This is a genomic window from Amycolatopsis sp. VS8301801F10 (genome assembly GCF_046195355.1).
Lineage (GTDB): Bacteria > Actinomycetota > Actinomycetes > Mycobacteriales > Pseudonocardiaceae > Amycolatopsis.
In genome coordinates this window covers 8,399,182-8,422,053 of sequence record NZ_CP176065.1, presented here as the reverse complement: position 1 = coordinate 8,422,053, position 22,872 = coordinate 8,399,182, and the positions used below count along the sequence as shown (strand labels likewise).

Here is a 22,872-nt window from a genome sequence, read left to right as displayed (position 1 = left end):
GAGCGGCGAACTCGGCTAGGCTCCGCCTGTCACGAAGATCGGTCGAAGAAGGCTCGGTGTGAGAGGGCCTGTTGGGTGAAAGGGCAGGGCGCAGTGGGAAAACCAGAGCGCACCCCGGTGGGTAAGCGGGTCGGGCGGGTCGCCGCGCTGGCCGTGCTGGTGGCGCTGACCGCGACGGGCTGCTCGGGAGACGAGATCCTCCGTTTCGGATGGCCCAAGGGCGTCACGCCGCAGGCCGACCAGATGCGCACCCTCTGGACGTGGACGGTCATCGCCGCGCTCGTCGTCGGCGCGATCGTGTGGGCCCTGATCTTCTGGACCGCGATCTTCCACCGCAAGAAGAAGGGCGCGGCCGCCGAAGGCCCGGACGACCTGCCCCGGCAGTTCCAGTACAACATCCCGCTGGAGATCTTCACGGTCGTCCTGCCGACGATCATGGTCTGCGTGCTGTTCTTCTTCACCGCGACGACCGAGAGCAAGGTCCTCGACAAGAAGCCGAACCCGGACGTCGTCGTCGACGTGGTGGCCTTCCAGTGGAACTGGGAGTTCAAGTACGAGGGCGACAACGCCAAGCGCCCCGACGGCACCCAGGTGAGCACCGTCGGCTCCTCCGGCGAGATCCCGCTGCTCGTGCTGCCGACGAACAAGACCATCGAGTACCGGCTCCGCTCGACGGACGTCATCCACTCGTTCTGGGTCCCCGAGTTCAACTTCAAGCGCGACGTCATGCCGGACCCGGAGAAGAACAACCAGGACAGCTCGTTCCAGAACTCGATCGACCGCGAGGGCTCGTTCGTCGGCCGCTGCGCCGAGCTGTGCGGGACGTACCATTCGGTGATGAACTTCGAGGTGCGGGCGCTGTCCCCGGACAAGTACGACCAGTACCTCAAGCTGCGCACGGAGACGAACCCGAAGACCGGCAAGCCGAACACCGCGTCTGAGGCGCTGGCTTCGATGAACTGCGGCGAGCTGTGCAGCCCGTACGCGGTGACCACGAAGCCGTTCAACACCGACCGCACCGCGCGCACCGCGTCCAACTGACGGCGAACCAGAAGGAGCAGGGGACCAATCCCATGAAGGTCGAAGCCCGGATTTTCTACATGGTGGCGGGGTTTGCCGTCCTCATGACCGCCGTCTACTGGGTCATGACCGCGCTCTTCACCACCGACCAGAAGGCGGAGCCGGTCGGCATCGTCGCGCTGTTCCTGACCGGCGGGCTGGCGTTCCTCGCCGGCAGCTACATGCAGTTCGTGTCGCGCCGGATCGAGGAGCGCCCGGAGGACCGCGAGGACGCCGAGATCAGCGACGGCGCCGGCGAGCTGGGCTTCTTCAGCCCGGGCAGCTACTGGCCGGTCGCGCTGGCCGCGGCGGCCGGGCTGGCCGGCCTCGCCCTCGCGTTCTTCCACATCTGGCTGCTCGTGATGGCGATCGTGGCGCTGCTCATCGCCGTCGGCGGGCTGGTGTTCGAGTACCACACCGGTCCCGAGCACGACTGAGTTCTTCCGCTTCACCGCGACGCCCGGCTGGGAATCCCCGGCCGGGCGTTTCGCGTTTCCGCGCGCTGCGGGGCCAGCGCGGCGGCGAGCACGGCCAGCATCCCCAGGCCCTCGGCCCAGGTGAGCCGGTGCCCGAACGCCAGCAGGTCCACCACGACCGCGACCACCGGGTACAGGTAGGACAGTAGCGCCACCGTCGTGGTCGGCAGTTTGCCGATGCTGGCGTACATCAGCACGTACATCACCGCCGTGTGCGCGGTGCCGAGGAGCACGAGCCACAGCAGCCCCGGCGCCGAACTCGGCAGCGGCGTGAACAGCAGCGCGGGCGCGAGCACGATCGCGCCGACCGTCAGCTGCACCGCCGCGAGCAGATGCGGCCGGATGTGCTTGAGCTGCTTCGCGATGAAGGACGCACCGGCGTAAAGCAGGGCCGCGCCGAGCGCGAGCGCGATCCCGGCGAACCGCACTGGTTGCCCGTCATCTCCTTGTGCGGAAAGGGAAATCACCACCACTCCGGCGAAGGCGACGCCTGCTCGCGTGAGATGGGAACGGCCGACCTTCTCGCCGAGGAATATCGCCGCCATTCCGACCAGGAGCAGCGGCTGCGTGTGGTAGACGACAGTGCTGACGCCGATGGACGACAGCGAGTAGGACGCGAACAGCAGCACCCAGTTGCCGACCAGCAACAGGCCGCCCGCGACGGCGAGCAGCAGGTCGCGCCGGGCCGGCCGCCAGTCGCGGAACCAGCCTCGGGCAAGGGACCACAGGACCAGCAGGACACCGCCGACGAAGCAGCGCGCGAACGCGACCGCCGGGGCGGCCGCGCCGCTTTCGAGCACGACCGCGCCGATCGTCCCGGACAACGCCATCGCCGCGGACCACTGCAGGACCGGGCGCGATTCGGGGTTCTTCATGCGCCCCAGACTCGCCTTCGCGGCGACGCTCAACCAGTGTCAGAGATGACAATGACCGCAAAACTTGTGACATGCTGGCCGGCATGGACGTGCACCGGGTGGCCGTGCTGCTCGCGGACCGGGTTTCGCCGTTCGAGCTGGGGGTCGCGTGCGAGGTGTTCGGCACCGACCGCAGCGCGGACGGCATGCCCGGGTGGGACTTCGGCGTATGCTCGCCGGACGGGGCGGAAGTGGCCAGCTGGTCCGGATTCGGCCTGTCCGGACTGCGCGATCTCAGCTTCGCGGCGTCCGCCGATTTGGTGATTGTGCCCACCCAAGCACCGCGGACCGCGCCGCCGCCGGAGCCGTTGCTGGACGCGTTGCGCGCCGCCCGGGAGCGCGGCGCGTGGGTGGCCGGGTTCTGCGCGGGAGTGTTTTCCCTTGGCTACGCGGGGCTTCTGGACGGTCGACGCTGCACAGTGCACTGGATCTACGAACCGGAATTCCGCCGGTTGTTCCCTGCCGCGGAAGTGGACCCGCAAGCGCTTTACGCGGACGACGACGGCGTGTTCACCAGCGCCGGGACGGTCGCCGCGGTGGACCTGTGCCTGCACCTGGTGCGGCGGTTGCGCGGAGTCGCGGCGGCGACGGCGTTGGCCCGGCGGATGGTGGCCGCACCACACCGCGCCGGTGGGCAGGCGCAGTTCGTGCAGGCCCCGGTGCCCGCGACGGCCGCGCCGGACGACGCGGTGGTCGCCGAAGCGCTCGAATGGGTGGAACGCCGGTTGGACCAGCCGTTCACCGTCGCGGAGCTGGCCCGCCGCAGCGGACTGGGGGAGCGGACGTTCCTGCGCCGGTTCTCCGCCGCGACCGGGACGACTCCGCACCGCTGGCTGACCGAACGCCGCCTCGACCGGGCGCAGGCGCTGCTGGAGGAGGGCTCGCTCTCGGTGGAGGACATCGCGGTGGCGTGCGGGTACGCGTCCGCGGCGGCGTTGCGGCACCAGTTCTCGCGGCTGCGCTCGACTACGCCCAGCGCTTACCGGACCGCCTTCCGCAGAAGTCCGTGAGGGGAACCCCGAGGGAATCAGGGTCCCCCTCACCGACGTTGGCTGCGTCGAGGTCAGCGCTCCGCCGAGGAGAACGCGATCCAGCGGTCCAGCAGCGCCGCTGCCGCACCGCTGTCGATGGCCTGGCGTGCTCGGTCCAGGCCCGCCGCCAGATCGTCCTCGAGCGAATCAGAGAAGCCGGTGAAGGCGGCCAGCGCGGCGGCGGCGTTCAGCACCACCGCGTCGCGCACCGGGCCGGTCTTGCCGCTGACCAGTTCCCGGACGACCTCCGCGTTCGCCGCGGCGTCGCCGCCGCGCAGGTCCTCGGCGGTGGCGCGCGGGATGTCGAGCGACTGTGGGTCGAGGGTGCGTTCGGTCACCGTGCCGCCGGAGACCACCAGCACCGACGTCGTCGTGGTGGTGGTGATCTCGTCGAGGCCGTCGTCGCCGCGGGCTACCAGCACCGACATGCCGCGGGTGGCGAAGATCTCCGCCAGGGCACGGGTTTTGTCGGCGTAGGCGCATCCGATCAGCGCGCTCTGCGGCTGCGCCGGGTTGGTGAGCGGGCCGAGCAGGTTGAACGTGGTCGGCACGCCCAGTTCGCGCCGCGGCGGGCCGGTGTGCCGGAACGCCGGGTGGAAGGCCGGCGCGAAGCAGAACCCGATGCCGATCTCCTCGAGCGACGCGAGCACCGCTTCCGGCGGCAGGTCGATCTTCACGCCGAGGGTTTCCAGCACGTCGGCCGCGCCGGACTTCGACGACGCGCTCCGGTTGCCGTGCTTGGCCACCGGCGCGCCCGCCGCCGCCGTGACGATCGTCGCCATCGTGGAGATGTTCACCGAATTCGACCGGTCGCCGCCGGTGCCGACGATGTCCACCGCGGGACGGCTCAGCGTGATCCGCCGGGCGTGCGCCAGCATCGCGTCGGCCATGCCGGAGATCTCCGCGGGCGTTTCGCCCTTGGCGCGCAGCGCGACCGCGAAGCCGCCGATCTGCGCCTGCCCGGCGCTGCCGGACATGATCTGGTCCATCGCCCACGCCGTGTCCTCCGCGGACAGGTCCTCGCCGGCGATGAGCCGGGTGAGCAGCGCGGGCCAGGTGTGCTGGGTGGCGCCCACCGGGCTCAGCCGCCGTTGACGGCGGGGACCCGCCCGGCGCGCAGCACGCCGGCGACGGTTTCCGCCGCGGTCAGCGGGTCGAGGGGGTGCACCAGCACGGCCTCGGCCAGCGCCCAGGTGGCGAGCCAGCGGTCGTCGCGGCGGCGGACGGCGACGACGATCGGCGGGCAGTCGTCGATCTCGTGCTTGAGCTGGCGGGTCAGGCCGATGCCTCCGGTCGGCTGCGCCTCGCCGTCGAGGATCGCGAGGTCGACCGAGCCCGCGTCCATCTCGGCGAGCACGTCGGCGATGCCGGCCGCCTCGACCCACTCGACGCGGCCGAGGTCGGCCGCCGGGCGCCTGCCGACGGCGTTCATGATCGCCTCGCGGACCTCGGCCTTGTGGCTGAACACCAGGATCCGCTGGGACTGCTCGCTCATTGAGCACGCCTCCGTCTCGTCACGGGTGGAACAGCCGCGATCGTATCGGCCGAGACGCATCTCACGCGGACGCGGTGGGCGAGTCACCCGGTTGCCGAGCCTCCCACCCCGGAGCGTCGCCGCCGAGCCGCTGCGCCAGCCCGGCCATCCGGGACCGTTCCTGGGCGCAGTGCAGGGCGTCCAGCACCTGCACCCGCCGCGCGTGCGCCAGCACCCGGTCGCCGTCGCGGCTTTGCTCGCGCAGGTCGTAGCCGTCCTGCGCGAGAATCGCCGCCGCCTCTTCGATCCGGTCCGCCGGAAGCACGAGGTGATGGACGAGCACCGCGGGCGCTTCGCTTGCCCAGCCGGGTGAATCGGCGAGCACCGCCGAGTCCGCGACGGCCGGATCGAACGCCGAAACGACGGTCCGCAGACCGGGCGCGTCCGGGTCGAGAACCGCTTTTCCCGGCTTTCTCGCCAGGTCACGGAGCTTCTCCAGCCAACTCACCAGTAGCTCCTTCCGCCGCCGGCCCGCGCCTCGCGCGCGGGTGTGACGCGAAGCTCCCACGACCCGCCGCAGACCCGGCGGGCGGGGTGCCGTCGCGAGAGGACATAATGCGATCCGTGACAACGGCAGCTCCCACCATCAGCCAGCGGGTCCACTCGCTGAACCGGCCGAACATGGTCAGTGTCGGCACCGTCGTGTGGCTGTCCAGCGAACTGATGTTCTTCGCCGGACTGTTCGCCATGTTCTTCACCGTCAAGGCGCAGAACCCGGCCGGGGCGTCCTGGCCGCCGCCGTTGCACGGCGAGGAGTTCCACCTCAACGTCGCGTACGCGATCCCGTTCACGGTGATCCTCGTGCTGTCGTCGCTGACCTGCCAGTTCGGCGTGTTCGCCGCGGAGCGGGGCGACGTCTACGGCCTGCGGCGCTGGTACATCGTGACGCTGATCATGGGCGCGATCTTCGTGTTCGGGCAGGCGAACGAGTACCACAACCTGGTCGAGGAGGGGCTCACGATCCCGTCCGGCCCGTTCGGCACGGTGTTCTACCTCGCGACCGGTTTCCACGGCCTGCACGTGATCGGCGGGCTCATCGCCTTCGTGTTCCTGCTGGTCCGCACGAAGCTCAGCAAGTTCACTCCGGCGCAGGCCACCTCGGCGATCGTCGTGTCGTACTACTGGCACTTCGTCGACATCGTGTGGGTAGGCCTCTTCGCGGTGATCTACATCCTCCCCTGATCTCCGCACCGCCCACCACAAAACGGCCTGAACTGACAGCAAGGGTTGCCGCAAGATGACCACCAGCACCAAATCCTCGGAGCGCCGGTTCCGCGCGCGCTCGAAGATGCGCAGGCGCCTCGCGGGCGTGCTCGCACTCGGCGTCGCCCTGGTGGGGGCCGGCGCCCTGTACGCCGTCTTCGCCCCGGAACCGCAGACCGCGCAGGCACAGGGCGACCCGGCGCTGCTGCGCCAGGGCGAGCAGGTCTACAACAACACCTGCATCGAATGCCACGGCGCGAACCTCGAGGGCGTCAAGGACCGCGGTCCGAGCCTCATCGGCATCGGCGACGCGGCCGTCTACTTCCAGACTTCCTCCGGCCGGATGCCCGCGGCGCGCCAGGAGGCGCAGGTCGCGCGGAAGCCGCCGAAGCTGACCCCGAGCGAGATCGACGCGGTCGGCGCGTACGTGCAGGCGCACGGCGGCGGCGCGCAGCGTCCGGAAGAGCGCGGCGAAGCGCTGCGCGGCAACGACCCGGCGCGCGGCGGCGAGCTGTTCCGCCTCAACTGCGCCTCGTGCCACAACTTCACCGGCCGCGGCGGTGCGCTGTCGGCGGGCAAGTACGCGCCGCCGCTCGACCCGGCCACCGAGGAGCAGATCTACGACGCGATGCTCACCGGGCCGCAGAACATGCCGAAGTTCTCCGACCGGCAGCTCAGCCCGGAGGAGAAGAAGGACATCATCGCCTACGTGAAGTCGGTGTCCGACGGCAACAACGACCCGGGCGGCAACGGTCTCGGCGGGGTCGGCCCCGCCTCGGAAGGCGTCATCGCCTTCGTCGTCGGAATCGCCGCTCTCGTCGGCATTACGCTGTGGATTGGATCGAAGGCATGAGTGCCGAAGGGCCCAAGCCGCCCTCGGAGGCGGAGCTGGCTGAGATGGACCGCGACGAGCTGCTCAAGCTCGGCGGTCAGCTCGACGGCGTCGAAATCGTCGAGTACCCGGAGCCGTGGCCGGTCAAGGACACCCGCGCGGAGCGGCGCGCCCAGCGCCACGTCGCGTTCTGGTTCGCCCTGTCCGCGCTCGCCGGCCTGGCGTTCGTGGTCGTGATGGCCTGGCCGAAGTGGTGGGAGTACAAGGACCCGAGCGACCCGAGCGGGCACGCGACGTACAGCCTGTACACCCCGGCGCTCGGCGTCACGCTCGGCCTCGCGGTGCTGGCGCTCGGCATCGGCGTGATCCTCTACACCAAGAAGTTCGTCCCGCACGAGGTCGCGGTGCAGCAGCGCAGCGACGGCCCGTCGGCGGAGGTCGACCGGGCCACCATCCTGGCCCACCTGGCCGACGCCGGGACCCGCAACGGCATCGCCCGCCGGTCGCTGATCAAGCGCACCGCCGGAGCCAGCGCGGGCGCGCTCGGCCTCGCGGTGGCGGCCCTTCCGATCGCGTCCTTCATCAAGGACCCGTGGAAGGACACCGAGAACAAGGACGGCCTCTGGCACACCGGCTGGCAGCCGAACTTCCCGGGCGAGAAGGTCTACCTGCGCCGCAACACCGGCAACCTCGAAGAGGACGTCAAGAACGGCGTCGCGCTGGTCAAGGCCGAAGACCTCGACGCGGGCGCGATGGAGACGGTCTTCCCGTACCGCGAGTCGGAGAAGGGCGACGAGAAGAAGCTCGCCGCCGCGCTGATGCGGGTCGACAACCCGGTCATGCTCATCCGGCTGCGCCCGACCGACGCCGCGCGCGTGGTCAAGCGCAAGGGCCAGGAGGACTACAACTTCGGCGACTACTACGCGTACACGAAGATCTGCAGCCACGTCGGCTGCCCGACCTCCCTGTACGAGCAGCGCACGAACCGCATCCTCTGCCCGTGCCACCAGTCGCAGTTCGACGCCCTGCACTACGCGAAGCCGATCTTCGGCCCGGCGACGCGTCCGCTGGCCCAGCTTCCGATCACGGTTGACGAAGAGGGATACTTGATCGCGAAGGGCGACTTCAACGAGGCCATCGGACCGGCCTTCTGGGAGCGTAAGTCATGAGTTCACTCACCACGCCGACCAAGGGCACGAGCGCACTCCAGAAGCACCTGGGCGAGGCCGCGGACAACGCGGACCAGCGGTACAAGCTGGCCAAGGGCCTGCGGCACCAGATGAACAAGGTGTTCCCGACCCACTGGTCCTTCCTGCTGGGCGAGATCGCCCTGTACAGCTTCATCGTCATCCTGCTGTCCGGGGTGTACCTGACGCTGTTCTTCGACCCCTCCATGCAGGAGGTCACCTACCACGGCAGCTTCACGAACATGCAGGGCATGCAGATGTCCCAGGCGTTCAAGACGACGCTGGACCTCTCGTTCGACGTGCGCGGCGGCCTGTTCGTGCGGCAGCTGCACCACTGGGCGGCGCTGATCTTCGTCGCGTCGATGATGGTGCACATGCTCCGGATCTTCTTCACCGGCGCGTTCCGCAAGCCGCGCGAGGCGAACTGGGTCATCGGCGGCCTGCTGCTGATCCTGGGCATGTTCGAGGGCTTCTTCGGCTACTCGCTCCCGGACGACCTGCTGTCCGGCACCGGTATCCGGGCGACCCTGTCCGGCATCGTGCTGTCGGTGCCGGTGATCGGCACCTGGATCCACTGGGCGCTGTTCGGCGGGGAGTTCCCCGGCGACCAGATCATCCCGCGCCTCTACACGCTGCACATCCTGCTGATCCCGGGCATCATGCTGGCGCTGATCGGCGCGCACCTGGCGCTGGTCTGGTACCAGAAGCACACCCAGTTCCCCGGTGTGCGGCGCAAGGAGACCAACGTCGTCGGCGTGCGGATCATGCCGTACTTCGCGCTCAAGGGCGGCGCGTTCTTCACCCTGGTCGTGGGCGTGCTGGCGTTGATGTCCGGCCTGTTCCAGATCAACCCGGTGTGGAACTTCGGGCCGTACAACCCGTCGATGGTGTCGGCGGGGTCCCAGCCGGACTTCTACATGGCCTGGGCGGACGGCATCCTCCGGATCTGGCCCGCCTGGGAGCTGTACCTGGGCAACTACACGGTCCCGGCGGTGTTCTTCGCCGGCGGGCTCGGCATGCCGATCCTGTTCGCGCTGCTGCTGACGTATCCGTTCCTGGAACGCAAGCTGACGAAGGACAACGCGCACCACAACCTGCTCCAGCGGCCGCGCGACGCACCGGTCCGCACCTCGCTGGGCATGATGGCGCTCGGGTTCTTCATGATGCTCGAGCTGTCCGGCTTCAACGACATCATCGCCGACCAGTTCGACATCTCGCTGAACGCGACGACGTGGGCCGGGCGCATCGGCGTGCTGATCGTGCCGCCGCTGGCGTACTTCTTCACCTACCGGATCTGCCTGGGCCTGCAGCGGTCCGACCGGGAGGTGCTGGAGCACGGCGTCGAGACCGGCATCATCAAGCGGCTGCCGCACGGCGAGTTCATCGAGATCCACCAGCCGCTGGCGGGCACGGACAGCCACGGCCACGCGATCCCGCTCGAGTACCAGGGCGCGGCGGTGCCGAAGAAGATGAACAAGCTCGGCACCGCGGGCACCGCCGTCCCGGGTTCGTTCTGGACCCCGGACCCGGCGGAGGAGACGAAGGCGCTCGAGCGCGCCCGCGGCAACGGCCACGGGAGCGGGCACGGGAAGCTCGAAGGCTCGCAGGAGTCGACCACCGAGGTCGGTTCCGGGCACTGAGCCCCACGCAGAACGCCGGAAGGCCCCTTCCTCATCACGAGGGAGGGGCCTTCTTCGCTGTGCTAGAGCCGGATGCGGGCGACGATCTCGTCGTCGTCCATTTCGCCGGTCGGCTGGAAGCCCAGCCGCTCGTAGAAGGGCCCGGGGCTGTGCTTGCCCGGCATCCAGCTGACCGTCACGGACTCGGCGCCGCGGCGGCGCGCCTCGGCGAGCACCTCTTCGACCGCGAACCGTCCGTAGCCCTTTTTCTGGTGTTTGGCGGCGATGTTCAGCCGCCAGAGGTAGGAGCGGTAGTAGTCGGTCGGATTGTCCGGGTCGAAGGCGGCCATGACGAAGCCGACGAGTTTCTTCCCGGCGTAGATCAGCCTCGGCCAGGCGATGTCGTACTGGACATAGGCTTCGGCGAGCGAACAGGCGACCGGGGCCACATAGTCCCGCTGGTGCTTCGCCACTTTGAGCTCGCAGGCGTCTTCGACGTTGTCGACCGTGACTTCGACCAGTCTCGGGGTCGTCATGCGAAGTACGGTAGCGCGGTCAGGCCCCTTCGACGCCGATCTCGAACGCGGAGTCGGTGTCGGCACGCGAGTAGGACCGGAACGCGATGTGGGTGACGGTGTCGAGCACGCCGCGAACCTTGCCGATCCGCCCCGGGATGAGGTCGGCGAGGTCCTCGTGGGCCTGCACGCGCACGGTGGCGATGAGGTCGACGTCCCCGGCGCACGAGTAGACCTCGGACACCTGGTCGAGATCCGCGATCGTCTGCGCGGCCTGCGGGATTTCCTCGGCCTCTACGTTGATCAGCACGATCGCCGTGATCACAGGGTTCCTCCCGGTTGCTGGCGGTAACTCGTCGAGCGCGATCGTAGCCGGGAACGCGCCCGAGCACGCCGCTGCGGTGCACCGTGTTTCAGGGGCGGCCGGTTCCGGCTTCTCGGCGCTTCAGCCCGCGACGTGTTCGAGAGACCGCGCATCAGCGACCCGGGCGAGCCACGATTGCCATCCCGCGACCGCGGCGGGCTCGGCCCACGGCCGGGTCGTGCGGACCAGCCGGGTCCCAGGCCGGGCCAGCCACCGCAGCAGGATCCCGACCTCCTGCCAGGCGTGCTGCGCAGGGAGAGGTTCGCCCTGCGGCGATGTGGTACTCGTCCTGCCGTGCGGTGGCGAGCATGCCGCTGCGGGGCGGCTCAGCCTGCGACGTGTTCGAGAGACCGCGCTTCGGCGGTTCGGGCGAGTCACGATTGCCATCCCTGGAGGGCGGCGGGCTCGGCCCACGGCCGGGTCGTGCGGACGAGGCGGGTCCTTGGGCGAGCCGGTCCCGGCCTTCTCGCCAGTTCGCGCTGCGCAAGGAGCGGTTTGCCCTGCGGCGATGAGGCCCTCGACCTGCGGCACGATGCCGAGCAGGCCGCTGCGGGGGCGGCTCAGCCCGCGACGTGCTCGAGAGACCGCGCATCAGCGACCCGGGCAAGCCACGATTGCCATCCCGCGACCGCGGCGGGCTCTGCCCACGGCCGGGTCGTGCGGACCAGCCGCGTCCCAGGCCGGGCCAGCCACCGCAGCAGGATCGCGACCTCCTCCCCAGGCGCGCCACGCAGCGGACCGTCCCCGGGCAGCACCGTTTCCCCTGCGGCGACCAGGGATTCCACCACCGGCATCGGCGGTACCCCGCGGCGCGCGACCCCGGCGGAGGCGAGCCTGCCGTAGCGGATGACGGACAGCTCCCAGCCGCCGTTGCCGTCCGGGGCGGCGGCGATGAGTTCCGCGACCGACGCGAGCGCGGCCTGCCGGTGCGCGCGGCCGACGGCTCGGACCAATCCGGCCAGTTCGTCGCGGTGGCGGGCGGCTTGTTCGTAATGCCTTCGTTCCGCCATCTCCTCCAGCCTCGCCGCGGCCAGGTGCAGCGGACGGCCGTCGTGGCCTGCGATGAGTCCTCGGGCGGCTTCGACGGCGGGGGAGTATTCGTCGACGGTCTGCCTGCCCGCGCACGGCGCTCCGCAGCGGCCGAGTTCCGCCAGCACGCACGGGGTGCCGGACGCGGCGGTGGCGGAGATGCGTTGCGTGCAGGTGCGCAGGCCGGAGGCGTCGGCGAGCGTTTCGGCGGCGGTGCGCGCGTCGGCCTGGCTGCGGAACGGCCCGAGCGTGCCCGCGCGCGGCAGGCGTACCACGGAAAGCCGCGGGAAAGCCTCGTCGGTGAGGCTGATCCACCAGGCGTGGTGCGGGTTTTTCGAGCGCCGGTTGTAGGCAGGCCGGTGCGCGGCGATCAACCGCAGCTCGCGGATCTCCGCTTCGAGGGAATGCGCGCACTCGATGGCGTCCACACGCTCCGCCAGCGCGACCATTTCCCGGATCCGGCCCCGGCTCTCGGAACCGGTGAAATACGTCCGCACGCGCCGTCTCAGGTCGCGCGCGGTGCCTACGTACAGGACTTCGTCGCGCGGTCCCTTGAAGAGATACACCCCGGGCCGCGACGGGAGGTCGGCGGCGAGGTTGCGCTTGCGCCGCTGGGCTGGCGTGACGTCCGGGAGGTAGTCGACCACCTCCTCGACGGTGTGCACGCCGACGTTGCCGACGCGCTCCAGCAGCGCGTGCAGGACGTCGGTGGTGGCGCGGGCGTCGTCGAGCGCGCGGTGCGTCGGCCGGGTGCGCGCGCCGAGCAGCATGGACAGCGACGACAACCGGTAGCTGCGTGCTTCTTCCCTCGGAATGACCCGGCGCGCGAGCTTCACCGTGCAAATGACCGTAGGGCGCGGCCAGACGTAGCCGTGGCCTTCGCAGGCGGCCTTCATGAAGCTCGTGTCGAAACCGGAGTTGTGCGCGACCAGCACCGTGCCGGAAATGAACTCCAGGAACGCGGGCAGCACGCGTTCGATCCGCGGCGCGTCGTAGACCATCGCCTGCGTGATCCCGGTCAGCTCGACGATCTGCGGCGGGATCGGCGTGCCCGGGTTGACCAGCGTCGCGAACTCGCCCAGCACCTGTCCGGCGCGGACCTTGACCGCGCCGATCTCGGTGATGCCGTCCGGACCTGGTTTGGCACCGGTGGTCTCGAGGTCGAACACGACGAACGTGGTGTCCCGCAGCGGGGTGCCGAGCTCGTCGAAAGCCAGCTGAGCCTGGGCCGGCCTCGGTCGGGTCTCCATGATCGCGCACAGTAGGACCCACCACCGACAATCTCGGCGCGCGCCGTCCGCGGCCGGATGGTGACCAGCGGAACGGGCCGGTGCGGCGCGGGATCCGGCGGCGGGGCCTACCCTGGACCAATGCACCCTCAGCCCGTCGAACCGGAGGAAGCCGCGGAGGCCGTCGGCCCCTCGGCGGTTCCGGCGCGGGCGGAGGACGACCCCGAGGCCGCGGAAGCGGGGACGTGTCCGGAACCGGCGACGTGGACGAGCCTGCCGGAGGCGGTGCGCGAGCGGATCGCCGAACTGGCCGCGGCCGCGGTCGCGAAACTGCCGGTCGCGGACGTGCCCCGGCAGTTGCGGCCGGTCGCGAAGTTCGCCCCGGCCAAGCGCGCGAAGCTCGGCGGCACCGCGCTGCTGGCCGCGCTGGGGGATTCGGCGCAGTTCCGGACGGCGGTCCTGGAGTGGCTCCGGGAGCACCGGACCGACGCGCTGGACCCGAACGTTTCGGATTCCGTCTCGGCCGCTGCCGCCGCGGTGCTGCTCGGCGAATCCGGTGCGGCCGGGCGCGTGCGGCTGGTCGCGAAGAACGCCGAGGAAACCGCGCTGCGCGCTGAGCGGGACGCGGCGCTGGCCCGGAACCAGCGGCTGGAAGCCGAGATCGCCGAGCTGCGGGCCGAGCTGGAGGAGGCGCGCGGAGCGGTCGAGAGCGCGCGCGGCGAACGCGAGGCCGAGGTCGAGAAGCTGCTGCGCCGGCTGCGCGAGCAAGGCGTGCTGCTGCGGCAGGCCAAGGACGCGGCCGAGGCGGCGCGTGCCGAGCTGGCCGACGGGGGAGCGGCGCGGGAACGCGAAATCGAGATGCTGAACGCGCAGCTCGAACGGGAACGCCGCCGGGTCGCCGCCGAACGCGCCCGTGCCGAACGGGCGGTCGCGGACGCGGAGCTGGCCCGGCAGTCGGCGCGCGAAGCCAGGGAGGCCGACGAGGTCCGGCTGGCGTTGCTGGTGGACACCATCGACGGCGCCGTGCACGGTTTGCGCCGCGAACTCGCTCTGGGCGATCGCGGCGCGCGGCCCGCCGACATGGTGAGAGGCGCCCGGTCCGGACTCGGCCCGGGCGGACGGATCCAGGACGTCACGGCCCTCGACCGGCATCTGGCGCTGCCGAACGTCCACCTCATCGTGGACGGCTACAACGTCACCAAAACGGGTTATCCGGAGCTGGCGCTGGCCGACCAGCGAGACCGGCTGGTGCACCAGCTTTCGGCACTCGCGGCGCGCACGTCGGCGGAGGTCACGGTGGTGTTCGACGGGGCCGGCGTGCTGTCGGTGCCCGCCGCGGTGCCGCGCGGGGTGCGAGTGCTGTTTTCCGAGCGTGGCGTGCTTGCCGACGACGTGATCCGGTCGCTGGTCGCGGCCGAGCCGAAGGGCCGCCCGATGGTCGTCGCGACGTCCGACCGGGCGGTGGCGGATTCCGTCCGAGCGGCCGGCGCGCACCCCGCTCCGGCGGCGGTGCTGGTCAGCCGATTGGGTCGAGTCTGAGCCTGCCGCGACGTTCGGCTCCCGAAATTGTCGGTGGTGCTTCCTACCGTTTGTTCCCGAGGCGATTCCCGGAACCGGTCCGGGGCCTCGCGGACGGACGGAGGCTCGGCGGTGGTCGAGAACAAGCGGTTCGAGTTCGGTTATGGCGCGTTGGCGGACCCGGCTGGCGAGGGAGTTCGCGCCGCGGCTGATCCCGGGGATCGGGCCGGTGGCGCGGCTGAGCTGTCCCGGCCGCCGGACCGGGGCGGTCACCCGGGCGGTCACCCGGGCGGGGTGGATTCGGCGGTGAGTCTTGCCACTGGGGTGAGTCCGGACACCGGGCAGGCACGGGACCGGGATCTGGAGGCGCGCCGGGAAAGCGGCGTTTCGGCTGGCTCCGCCGGGCGTGCGGCGGGAGTGGCTGGCTCGGGTTGGCCGGGTGGGGAGCAGGTGCGGCGGGGCGCGGTGGAGGCGTCTGCTTCGCCGGGATCGTCAGGCGGGGAGCGAGAACGGTTGGGTGCGCCTGGTGTTGGGGAGTTTGCGGGCTCGCGAGGCAGGGAGTGCGGCCGGTTGGATGTGCCTGGTGTTGGGGACGCTGTGGGCTTGCGAGGCGGGGAATGCGGGCGGTTGGGTGCGCTTGGCGTCGAGGGGGCCGCGGAGTCGTGGGGCGAGGAGCGCGAGCGGCTGTTTGCGTCTGATGTTGGAGAGTCTGCGGGCTCGTCAGACGGCGAGGGCGAGCGGTTGGATGCGCCTGGCATTGAGGAGTTTGCGGAGTCGCGAGGCGGGGAGCGCGGGCGGCTGGATGCCCCTGATAGCAAGGAACCCGCGGCCTCGCGGGGCGAGGACGAACTGGCCGACCCAGCCCGGCCCCGGCGCGCGGCACGGCAGCGTCCAGGGGCGGCCCGAAGCGCGCGGCGGGCGAAATCCGTTGCCTCCCAAAGGGAAGAGCGGCGGCCAGCCGGTGCGGTGGACGTCGCGGTCGAGGACATCGACACGTTCGTCGTCGACTGCGACCGGTGTGCGGTGCGCGGGGCGGCGTGTGCCGATTGCGTGGTCAGCGTGCTGCTCGGGCCGCCGGTCGGCCTTGTCTGGGACGCGGACGAGCGGCGGGCTGTCGACGCGCTCGCCGAGGCGGGGATGGTGCCGCGGCTGCGCCTGGTTCCGGAGACTGACAGTAGGTCGGCGTGACACCAGTGGGTGACACTGGCTCGCCGAGCGGTCGCCTCGGTGCGGTGAACGGTAAGTAGTCGAGAGGCTCGTTTGTGCAGCCGCAGGGTATGACCCATGTCACATTGAGCTGCCGTGCTGGTCCGATGGTGTTTCGGCGGACTACGGAGAGTTTTTACGGGGGGCCCGGTGGACGCGCCGACGGTCTTTTCGTAACCTGGCCGAGATCTCGCGCCAGGCAGCTGTCGGACGACGGCGACGCGGGATCGCCGCCGGTTCGGCTTTGTCGGGGAGTCAGGACCGGAACCAACCACCGTGCGCGGGAAAGCTGTTGTGGAACACGACGGCCGGAACGCGGACGGACAGCGTGCGCGAAGAGGGCCCCCGACCTCTTCCGCGCCGGGGTTCCGGCCACGGCGGCCCGACGAGCAAAGGAGACCCGCGCGGCCGTGCAGTCGCATCCAGTCAAGCGCGTGGTGTCAGGCGCCCTCGCGGCCGCCTCGGTGATCGCAATCGTCACCGTGGCGCAGCCGGCGGGCACCGCAGCCGCTTCCCCCCTCCCCGTCCTCCAGGCCCCGCCGGACTCCGGTTCGGACGCTCTCGCCAGGTACCGCGACCTCGCGGCGCAGGCGGAGAAGGCGAACGAGGACCTCCTCAAGGCCAAGGACGACCTCGCCGCCCGTCAGGGCGACCTCGACAAGGCCAACGGAGACGTGGGCAACGCCCACAACCTCGCCGCGCAGGCCGCCGAGAACGAGAAGAAGTACAAGGTCGACGTCGACAAGTTCGCGAACGCGTCGTTCCTGTCCGGCGTGCAGATGAACAAGCTGTCCGCGCTGCTGGCGGGCACGTCGACGCAGGAGTTCCTCGACCGTTCGTCGGCGCTGGACCAGATCGCCTCGCAGAAGGCCGCCGCGCTGGAGAAGCTCCAGGGCGCGGTCGACCAGGCCAAGGCCGCCGAGAAGCTGGCCGCCGACGCCGCGCAGCGGGCCACCGCGGCACGCGACGCGGCGGCGAAGCTGACCGAGGACATCACGGCCAAGAAGAAGACGCTCGACGACCAGGTCGCCGAGCTGAAGAGGACGCAGCCGCTGCTGAGCGCGTCCGACCGCAACGCGCAGAAGGACACCGGCGGCGACGTCTCGGTGGACCTCGCGAACGCGGGCCCGGCCGCCGCGGCCGCGGTCCAGGCCGCGCTGAGCCAGCGGGGCAAGCCCTACGAGTGGGGCGCCACCGGGCCCAGCTCGTACGACTGCTCGGGCCTGATGCAGTGGGCCTACCGGCAGGCGGGCATCTCGCTGCCGCGCTCGAGCCGCGAGCAGAGCACCACCGGCACGCCGGTCCCGCGCAGCCAGCTGCAGCCCGGCGACCTGGTGTTCTACTACTCGCCGGTCTCGCACGTGGGCATGTACATCGGCAACGGGATGATGGTGCACGCGCCGACCACCGGCGACGTCGTCAAGATCTCGCCGCTGCAGAGCCAGTACGTGGGCGCGCGCCGGGTCGCCTGACCGGACGTTCTCGCTTCCACCGGGGCGGTGCCGCGATTGCGGTGCCGCCCCGGTTTTTGTGTGCCGGGTGCGTGCGGCTGGTGGTGTCGGGGGTTTCGCAGCTGCGGGGCCAACAGGGCGAGTGGCGGCCGTCTGGGTGTTTTGCTTTCGCCGGGGGGGGGGCGACTGCGGTGCCGCTTCGGTGATTTGTGGGCTGGGTGCCTGCCGCTGGCGGTGTCGTCGGGTTCGCAGTTGCGGGAGTCGGTGCGTGGGCGCGCGCCGTGCCAGCGGGCTGGGTGTTCTTGCTTTCGCTGGGCGGTGTCGCGACTGTGGTGCCGCTTCGGTGGTTTGTGGGCGGGGTGCGTGCCCCTGGCGGTGTTGTCGGGTTTCGCGGTTGCGGGGGTGTGCCGGGTCGCCTGGCCGGGTGTTTTGTTTTCGCTGGGCGGTGTCGCGACTGCGGTGTCGTCTCGGTGGTTTGTGGACGGGTGCCTGCCGCTGGCGGTGTCGTCGGATGCGCAGTTGCGGATTCGGTGCGTGGGCGAGCGCCGGGCCGCCGAGCTGGGGTGTTCTTGCGTTCACCGGGGTGACGCCGCAGGCGCGGTGCTGTCCCGATGAAGCGGGTGGTGCCGTCAGCGGTGCTGTCGGGTTCGTCGTCGCGGAGCCGGGGCTGGGCGCGCCCCGCGTCGCCTGACCGGACGTTCTGCCTTCACCGGGCCGCTGCCGCTCAACCTCTCGTCGGTAGCCTGCGGGGGTGCTCAGGACCCTGCTCGTGACGAACGACTTCCCGCCGCGCCCCGGGGGCATTCAGAATTACCTCAATTCCCTCGCTACCCGGCTGCCCGCGGACGAGCTGGTCGTCTACGCGCCGTCCTGGGAGCGCAGCAGTGGATCGCACGTCGAGTTCGACGCGGGCGCGCCGTTCGAGGTCGTTCGGCATCCGACGTCGTTGATGCTGCCCACTCCCGACGTCCTGCGGCGGGCGAAGCAGATCATGCGCGCTCGCGACTGCGAGGCCGTCTGGTTCGGGGCCGCCGCGCCGCTTGCGTTGCTTGGGCATTCGTTGCGGCAGGCTGGCGCGCGGCGGATCGTCGCGTCCACGCACGGGCACGAAGTCGGCTGGTCGATGCTGCCGGGCTCGCGGCAAGCGCTGCGGCGCATCGGCGAGACGGTCGACGTCGTCACGTACGTCAGCAAGTACACGCGCAACCGGTTCGCCGCCGCGTTCGGGCGGCATGCTGGGCTGGAGATGCTCCCCAGCGGGGTCGACACCACGGTTTTCGCGCCCGACCCGGCCGGTCGTGAGGAAATTCGTGCTCGGCACGGGCTCGGGGACCGGCCGACCGTTGTGTGCGTTTCGCGGCTCGTTCCGCGCAAGGGGCAGGACATGCTGATTTCCGCGCTGCCCGCGATCCGCGAGCGGGTGCCGGGGGCGGCGTTGCTGCTCGTCGGGGGCGGTCCCTACCGCAAGCGGCTCACTCAGCTGGCCGAGGCGCTGGGCGTGGCCGACGACGTGGTCTTCACCGGCTCGGTGCCGTGGGAGGAACTGCCCGCGCACTACAACGCGGGCGACGTCTTCGCGATGCCTGCCCGCACGCGCGGCAAGGGGCTCGACGTGGAAGGGCTCGGCATCGTCTACCTGGAGGCGTCCGCGACCGGGCTGCCGGTGGTCGCGGGCACGTCCGGCGGCGCGCCGGAGGCGGTGCTGGACGAGGTGACCGGTCACGTGGTCGACGGGCGCGACCCGGGGCAGCTGGCCGAGACCCTGTCCGCCCTCCTGTCCGACCCGGGCCGCGCCCGCCGGATGGGCGAGGCGGGCCGTTCCTGGGTCGCGGAGAACTGGCGCTGGGACACGATGGCGCAGCGCCTCTCGACGCTCCTGGACGGCGATCCGGTGGCAGCGGTGCGCTGAACCGGCTCAGGGTTCGTAAATGGCGGGGTGGCGAGGGTCGTCCATGCGGACCACGACGTCCGCGAGGGCGCTCGGGTCGACCTCGTTCTCGTAGCGTTCGTAGGCGGGCAGCGCCCATTCATCGGAGACCCGGCGACGCAGCGCACCCGGCGAAAGCCACAAATGCACCACGAAATCGAACGCCAATCCCGCGCCCAGCAAGAATTCCCCGTCGACCAGGACGACGCCGCGTTCCGGCACCGGGACGCGCGGCAGCCTGGTCGCGCGGTCGCGTTCGGCGTCCCACAGCGCCGGCAGCACTTCTCCGCTTCCGCCGTCGGCGAGCGGATCCAGGACTTCCCGGCGCAGCCCGCCCACATCGAGCCAATCTGTGTACCGCGCGTCCGGATCTTGTTTGCCGTGCTCGAAACGGAGTGACGCTGGTCGCAAAAACCCGGCGGCGGGCACGTGCAGAGCGGCCCGGCCGAGCAGCTTCAGCGGGCCGGTCAGCGCCTCGGCGAGCGGGCCCGTTCCGGCCGCTCCGTCGATCGCGACGGCGATTCGCCGCAGGTGAGTGAGCGCGTCGACGCGTTCGGTCAGCTCGGCGGCGAGGGCGGCGGGGGAAATCGGGCGATAGCGCACGATCGCATGATCCCGCACCGGTTTCCGTCGGTCCCCGATGCCATGATGGCGGCATGGCCAACGAGGAGGGCAAGACCGGGCGGAGTGGTTGGGAGACAGCCGTTTCCCGCACGATGCCGTACCCGGGCAGCCGGGTGTGGGAGTTCTTGACGGGGGACGGCGTGGAGATCTGGCTCGGCCCGGGGGTCGAGCTGCCGCGCGAACGCGGGGCCGGATACGAGACCGAACACGGCACCATCGGCGAAATCCGCAGTTATTCCGAGGATCGGCTGCGGCTCACCTGGCGTCCGCCGGACTGGGACCACGATTCCGTGCTGGAGCTCGAGGTAGCGGATCTCGGCAGGCGCAGCACGCTGAAGATCCGCCAGGAACAGCTCGCGGACGTGGCGGAAAAGGCCGAGCAGCGGGCATATTGGAAACAAGTGGTCGAGCGCGTCGAGGCGGCATTGGCCGAACGCTGACCGAACCGCACAGGGGGGTCGCAGCAGTGAGCGTCGACGAACGGACGGAAGAACTCCCTTTCGCGGACGAGGAATTCTGGCAGAGTCCGCACGAATGGCTGGCGCAGCGGCGCGAATCCGGCGCGGTGTGCCCGATGATCGCCCGGCGCGGCATCCCGTCCTACCTGGTCAGCGGATACGAGCAGGCGCGCGAGCTGCTCAACGATCCGCGCGTCAGCAAGGACAGCTCGGACGTGGCGCGCGTGGTCGCGGCGAAGGTCGGCCAGGACGTCCAGGGGCCGGACTTCAGCACTCTGCTCACCCGGCACATGCTCAACAGCGATCCGCCGGTCCACACCCGGCTGCGCAAGCTGGTGAACAAGGCGTTCACCGCCCGCACTGTCTCCCGGCTGCGGCCGCGGATCCAGGAGATCGCCGATTCGCTGCTCGACGGGATGGCCGGGCACGAGCAGGTCGACCTGGTGCAGGCGTTCGCCGAGCCGCTGCCGATCACCGTGATCTGCGAGCTGCTCGGCGTGCGGGTCGAGGACCGCGGCGAGTTCACCGCCTGGTCGCACACGCTGCTGTCGTTCGCCGCGGACGAGGAATCCCAAGCCGCGGCGGCGACCGAGATGCAGACCTACCTGCTGCAGCTGGTCGAGTGCAAACGCACCGAACCGGCCGAAGACCTCCTTTCGGACCTCGTGCACGCCAGCGACGAAGGCGATTCGCTCGACCAGGACGAGCTGATCTCGATGGCGTTCCTGCTGCTGATCGCCGGGCACGAGACCACGGTCAACCTGATCGCCAACGCCGTGTTCGCGTTGCTGCGCGCGCCCGAACAGGCGGAAAAACTGCGCGCCGACCCGAGCCTGCTGCCGGGCGCGGTCGAGGAGTTCCTCCGGTTCGACGGGCCGATCAACTTCGCGACGCTGCGCTACACGGTCGAGGACGTCGAGGCGGGCGGCGTCACCATCCCGGCCGACGAGTTCCTCAACATTTCGCTGCTGGCGGCCAACCGGGACCCGGAGAAGTTCCCCGACCCGGACACGCTCGACGTCACCCGGCCGCCCGGCGGGCACCTCGCGTTCGGGCACGGCATCCACTACTGCGTGGGCGCGCCGCTGGCCCGGCTGGAAGCGCAGATCGCGCTCGGCTCGCTGCTGGCGCGGTTCCCGAAGCTGAGCCTGGCCGTGCCGGCCGAGGAGATCGTCTACCGGCCGAGTTCGCTGGTGCACGGCGTGCTGGCGCTGCCGGTGCGGCCGAACGGACAGTAGCGGCTCTCACTGCGGGCCCGCCCGCCGCCCGGTTAGGGTCGGCGGGTGGAATCCAGTGCTGCCGCCGACCTCCTCGCCCTCGACGCCGCGCACGTGTGGCATCCCTACGCGCCGATGCCGAGCCGCGTGCCGGCCCTGCTCGTGGAAGAGGCGAGCGGGGTGCGGTTGAAGCTCGCCGACGGACGGGAACTGGTCGACGGCATGTCGTCCTGGTGGGCGGCGGTGCACGGCTACCGCAACCCGGTGCTCGACGCCGCGCTCGCGGACCAGGCCGGGCGGATGAGCCACGTGATGTTCGGCGGGCTCACCCACGAACCGGCGATCACGCTCGCGAAGACGCTGGTCGAGATCACCCCGGACGGGCTCGAGCACGTGTTCCTGTGCGATTCGGGCTCGGTTTCGGTCGAGGTCGCGGTGAAAATGTGCCTGCAGTACCAGCGTTCCCGCGGGCTGCGGGGCAAACACCGGCTGCTGACTTGGCGCGGCGGCTACCACGGCGACACGTTCACGCCGATGAGTGTCTGCGATCCCGACGGCGGCATGCATTCGCTGTGGCGCGGAGTGCTGCCGGAACAGGTTTTCGTGCCGGCACCGCCTTCCGGCTTCGGCACCCCGGTCGATCAGTCCTATGTGGACGAACTGGCGAAGGCGATCGAGCAGCACGCGGACGAACTGGCCGCGGTGATCGTCGAACCCGTGGTGCAAGGCGCGGGCGGCATGCGGTTTCACCATCCCGGGTACCTGCGCGCGTTGCGCGAGCTGACCCGGGAACACGACGTGCTGCTGGTGTTCGACGAGATCGCGACCGGATTCGGCCGTACCGGAAAGCTTTTCGCGGCCGAGCACGCTGGCGTGACGCCTGACGTGCTGTGCGTCGGCAAGGCGCTGACCGGCGGCTACCTCACGATGGCCGCCGCGTTGTGCACGCCCGAAATCGCCGACGGCATCGCGCGCGGCGAGCTTCCGGTGCTCGCGCACGGCCCGACGTTCATGGGAAATCCGCTGGCTTCGGCGGTCGCCAACGCTTCGCTCGGCTTGCTGGCGGAAGGGCGCTGGCGGGCCGATGTCGCGCGGATCGAAACCGCGCTGCGCCAAGGACTCGAGCCGGCCCGGGAGCTGCCGCACGTCGTGGACGTGCGGGCGCTGGGCGCGATCGGCGTGCTGCAGCTGGATCACGAGGTGGACATGGGGGTCGCGACCGAGGTGTTGACGGCCGAAGGCGTGTGGCTGCGTCCGTTCCGGAACCTGATCTACACGATGCCGCCGTATGTCAGCACCGACGACGACCTGGCGGTGATCACGTCGGCGATGCGGGCCGCCGCCGCGAAGGCCTGAGGTTACTTCGGGTTTTGTGTGGCTGGCCGTAGTGGATCTTGGCTGGTCACGCAACCCGATCGTGGGTTATTCGATAAATATCCACTCCATAGAGTGGGACATAGCGGACATTTCACGGCGTTC

General features: G+C 70.5%; 22 protein-coding genes. 14 read left to right on the top strand and 8 right to left on the bottom strand.

Features of this window, described 5'->3' with window-relative positions:
• Positions 1–93 precede the first annotated feature (93 nt).
• Positions 94–1,041: a cytochrome c oxidase subunit II gene (locus F9C11_RS38570; protein ID WP_409182270.1), complete on the top strand. Its 948-nt coding sequence runs from the start codon at positions 94–96 to the stop codon at positions 1,039–1,041.
• A 32-nt stretch (positions 1,042–1,073) separates the two neighbouring features.
• On the top strand, positions 1,074–1,496 hold the full coding sequence (locus F9C11_RS38565) for a cytochrome c oxidase subunit 4 (RefSeq protein ID WP_037809532.1): 423 nt from the start codon (positions 1,074–1,076) through the stop codon (positions 1,494–1,496).
• 11 nt (positions 1,497–1,507) lie between these two features.
• On the opposite strand, the gene F9C11_RS38560 is transcribed toward F9C11_RS38565, so the two are convergent.
• A complete protein-coding gene (locus F9C11_RS38560; RefSeq protein ID WP_409182269.1) occupies positions 1,508–2,410 on the bottom strand; it encodes a DMT family transporter in 903 nt (300 codons plus the stop codon).
• Positions 2,411–2,493: 83 nt separating this feature from the next.
• On the opposite strand from F9C11_RS38560, the gene F9C11_RS38555 reads away from it, so the two are divergent.
• Positions 2,494–3,459, top strand: a complete 966-nt coding sequence (locus F9C11_RS38555) for a GlxA family transcriptional regulator (protein ID WP_409187073.1) — start codon at positions 2,494–2,496, stop codon at positions 3,457–3,459.
• Between the two features lie 53 nt (positions 3,460–3,512).
• Here the strand turns inward: F9C11_RS38555 and trpD are convergent, their stop codons facing one another.
• From trpD to F9C11_RS38540, 3 genes are all read right to left on the bottom strand, one after another.
• Positions 3,513–4,556, bottom strand: a complete 1,044-nt coding sequence (gene trpD / locus F9C11_RS38550; protein WP_409182268.1) for an anthranilate phosphoribosyltransferase — start codon at positions 4,554–4,556, stop codon at positions 3,513–3,515.
• Positions 4,557–4,561: 5 nt separating this feature from the next.
• The gene (locus F9C11_RS38545) at positions 4,562–4,975 is read right to left on the bottom strand and encodes a hypothetical protein (RefSeq protein WP_409182267.1); all 414 of its coding nucleotides are present in this window, start codon (positions 4,973–4,975) and stop codon (positions 4,562–4,564) included.
• A 61-nt stretch (positions 4,976–5,036) separates the two neighbouring features.
• Positions 5,037–5,462, bottom strand: a complete 426-nt coding sequence (locus F9C11_RS38540) for a ribonuclease E inhibitor RraB (protein ID WP_409182266.1) — start codon at positions 5,460–5,462, stop codon at positions 5,037–5,039.
• 107 nt (positions 5,463–5,569) lie between these two features.
• On the opposite strand from F9C11_RS38540, the gene F9C11_RS38535 reads away from it, so the two are divergent.
• The 4 genes from F9C11_RS38535 to F9C11_RS38520 are packed head-to-tail and all read left to right on the top strand — an operon-like array spanning position 5,570 to position 9,876.
• Complete coding sequence (locus tag F9C11_RS38535) at positions 5,570–6,196, top strand: heme-copper oxidase subunit III (RefSeq protein WP_009074819.1); 627 nt, start codon at positions 5,570–5,572, stop codon at positions 6,194–6,196.
• A 55-nt stretch (positions 6,197–6,251) separates the two neighbouring features.
• Entirely contained in the window at positions 6,252–7,070 is an 819-nt protein-coding gene (locus F9C11_RS38530) for a c-type cytochrome (protein WP_037358179.1), read from the top strand.
• Entirely contained in the window at positions 7,067–8,218 is a 1,152-nt protein-coding gene (locus F9C11_RS38525; protein ID WP_409182265.1) for a ubiquinol-cytochrome c reductase iron-sulfur subunit, read from the top strand. Before F9C11_RS38530 ends, F9C11_RS38525 begins: the two co-directional genes overlap by 4 nt.
• Positions 8,215–9,876 (top strand): cytochrome b, encoded by a 1,662-nt coding sequence (locus tag F9C11_RS38520; protein ID WP_409182264.1) that lies wholly within the window; start codon positions 8,215–8,217, stop codon positions 9,874–9,876. The genes F9C11_RS38525 and F9C11_RS38520 overlap by 4 nt, the downstream gene beginning before the upstream one ends.
• 62 nt (positions 9,877–9,938) lie before the next feature.
• Here F9C11_RS38520 and F9C11_RS38515 read toward each other — a convergent pair whose 3' ends face one another.
• From F9C11_RS38515 to F9C11_RS38505, 3 genes are all read right to left on the bottom strand, one after another.
• Positions 9,939–10,391 carry a GNAT family N-acetyltransferase gene (locus tag F9C11_RS38515; RefSeq protein ID WP_409182263.1) on the bottom strand — a complete coding sequence of 151 codons (453 nt, stop codon included), beginning with the start codon at positions 10,389–10,391 and terminating at the stop codon, positions 9,939–9,941.
• Between the two features lie 19 nt (positions 10,392–10,410).
• Complete coding sequence (locus F9C11_RS38510) at positions 10,411–10,695, bottom strand: Lrp/AsnC family transcriptional regulator (RefSeq protein ID WP_409182262.1); 285 nt, start codon at positions 10,693–10,695, stop codon at positions 10,411–10,413.
• Between the two features lie 599 nt (positions 10,696–11,294).
• Positions 11,295–13,013, bottom strand: coding sequence for a DEDD exonuclease domain-containing protein (locus F9C11_RS38505; RefSeq protein ID WP_409182261.1), 1,719 nt, complete (start codon positions 13,011–13,013; stop codon positions 11,295–11,297).
• Positions 13,014–13,133: 120 nt separating this feature from the next.
• Here F9C11_RS38505 and F9C11_RS38500 point away from each other — a divergent pair, with 120 nt between their 5' ends.
• From F9C11_RS38500 to F9C11_RS38485, 4 genes are all read left to right on the top strand, one after another.
• Positions 13,134–14,531: an NYN domain-containing protein gene (locus F9C11_RS38500; RefSeq protein WP_409182260.1), complete on the top strand. Its 1,398-nt coding sequence runs from the start codon at positions 13,134–13,136 to the stop codon at positions 14,529–14,531.
• A 945-nt stretch (positions 14,532–15,476) separates the two neighbouring features.
• Positions 15,477–15,698, top strand: a complete 222-nt coding sequence (locus F9C11_RS38495; protein WP_037358162.1) for a hypothetical protein — start codon at positions 15,477–15,479, stop codon at positions 15,696–15,698.
• 428 nt (positions 15,699–16,126) lie between these two features.
• Positions 16,127–17,188 carry a C40 family peptidase gene (locus tag F9C11_RS38490; protein WP_409182259.1) on the top strand — a complete coding sequence of 354 codons (1,062 nt, stop codon included), beginning with the start codon at positions 16,127–16,129 and terminating at the stop codon, positions 17,186–17,188.
• A 730-nt stretch (positions 17,189–17,918) separates the two neighbouring features.
• Entirely contained in the window at positions 17,919–19,076 is a 1,158-nt protein-coding gene (locus F9C11_RS38485; protein ID WP_409182258.1) for a glycosyltransferase family 4 protein, read from the top strand.
• A 6-nt stretch (positions 19,077–19,082) separates the two neighbouring features.
• Here F9C11_RS38485 and F9C11_RS38480 read toward each other — a convergent pair whose 3' ends face one another.
• Complete coding sequence (locus F9C11_RS38480) at positions 19,083–19,697, bottom strand: uridine kinase (protein WP_409182257.1); 615 nt, start codon at positions 19,695–19,697, stop codon at positions 19,083–19,085.
• A 53-nt stretch (positions 19,698–19,750) separates the two neighbouring features.
• Here F9C11_RS38480 and F9C11_RS38475 point away from each other — a divergent pair, with 53 nt between their 5' ends.
• The 3 genes from F9C11_RS38475 to F9C11_RS38465 are packed head-to-tail and all read left to right on the top strand — an operon-like array spanning position 19,751 to position 22,749.
• On the top strand, positions 19,751–20,158 hold the full coding sequence (locus F9C11_RS38475) for an SRPBCC domain-containing protein (protein ID WP_409182256.1): 408 nt from the start codon (positions 19,751–19,753) through the stop codon (positions 20,156–20,158).
• Between the two features lie 26 nt (positions 20,159–20,184).
• Complete coding sequence (locus tag F9C11_RS38470; protein ID WP_409182255.1) at positions 20,185–21,414, top strand: cytochrome P450 family protein; 1,230 nt, start codon at positions 20,185–20,187, stop codon at positions 21,412–21,414.
• A gap of 45 nt (positions 21,415–21,459) precedes the next feature.
• Entirely contained in the window at positions 21,460–22,749 is a 1,290-nt protein-coding gene (locus F9C11_RS38465; RefSeq protein ID WP_409182254.1) for an adenosylmethionine--8-amino-7-oxononanoate transaminase, read from the top strand.
• The last annotated feature ends 123 nt before the right edge of the window (positions 22,750–22,872 follow it).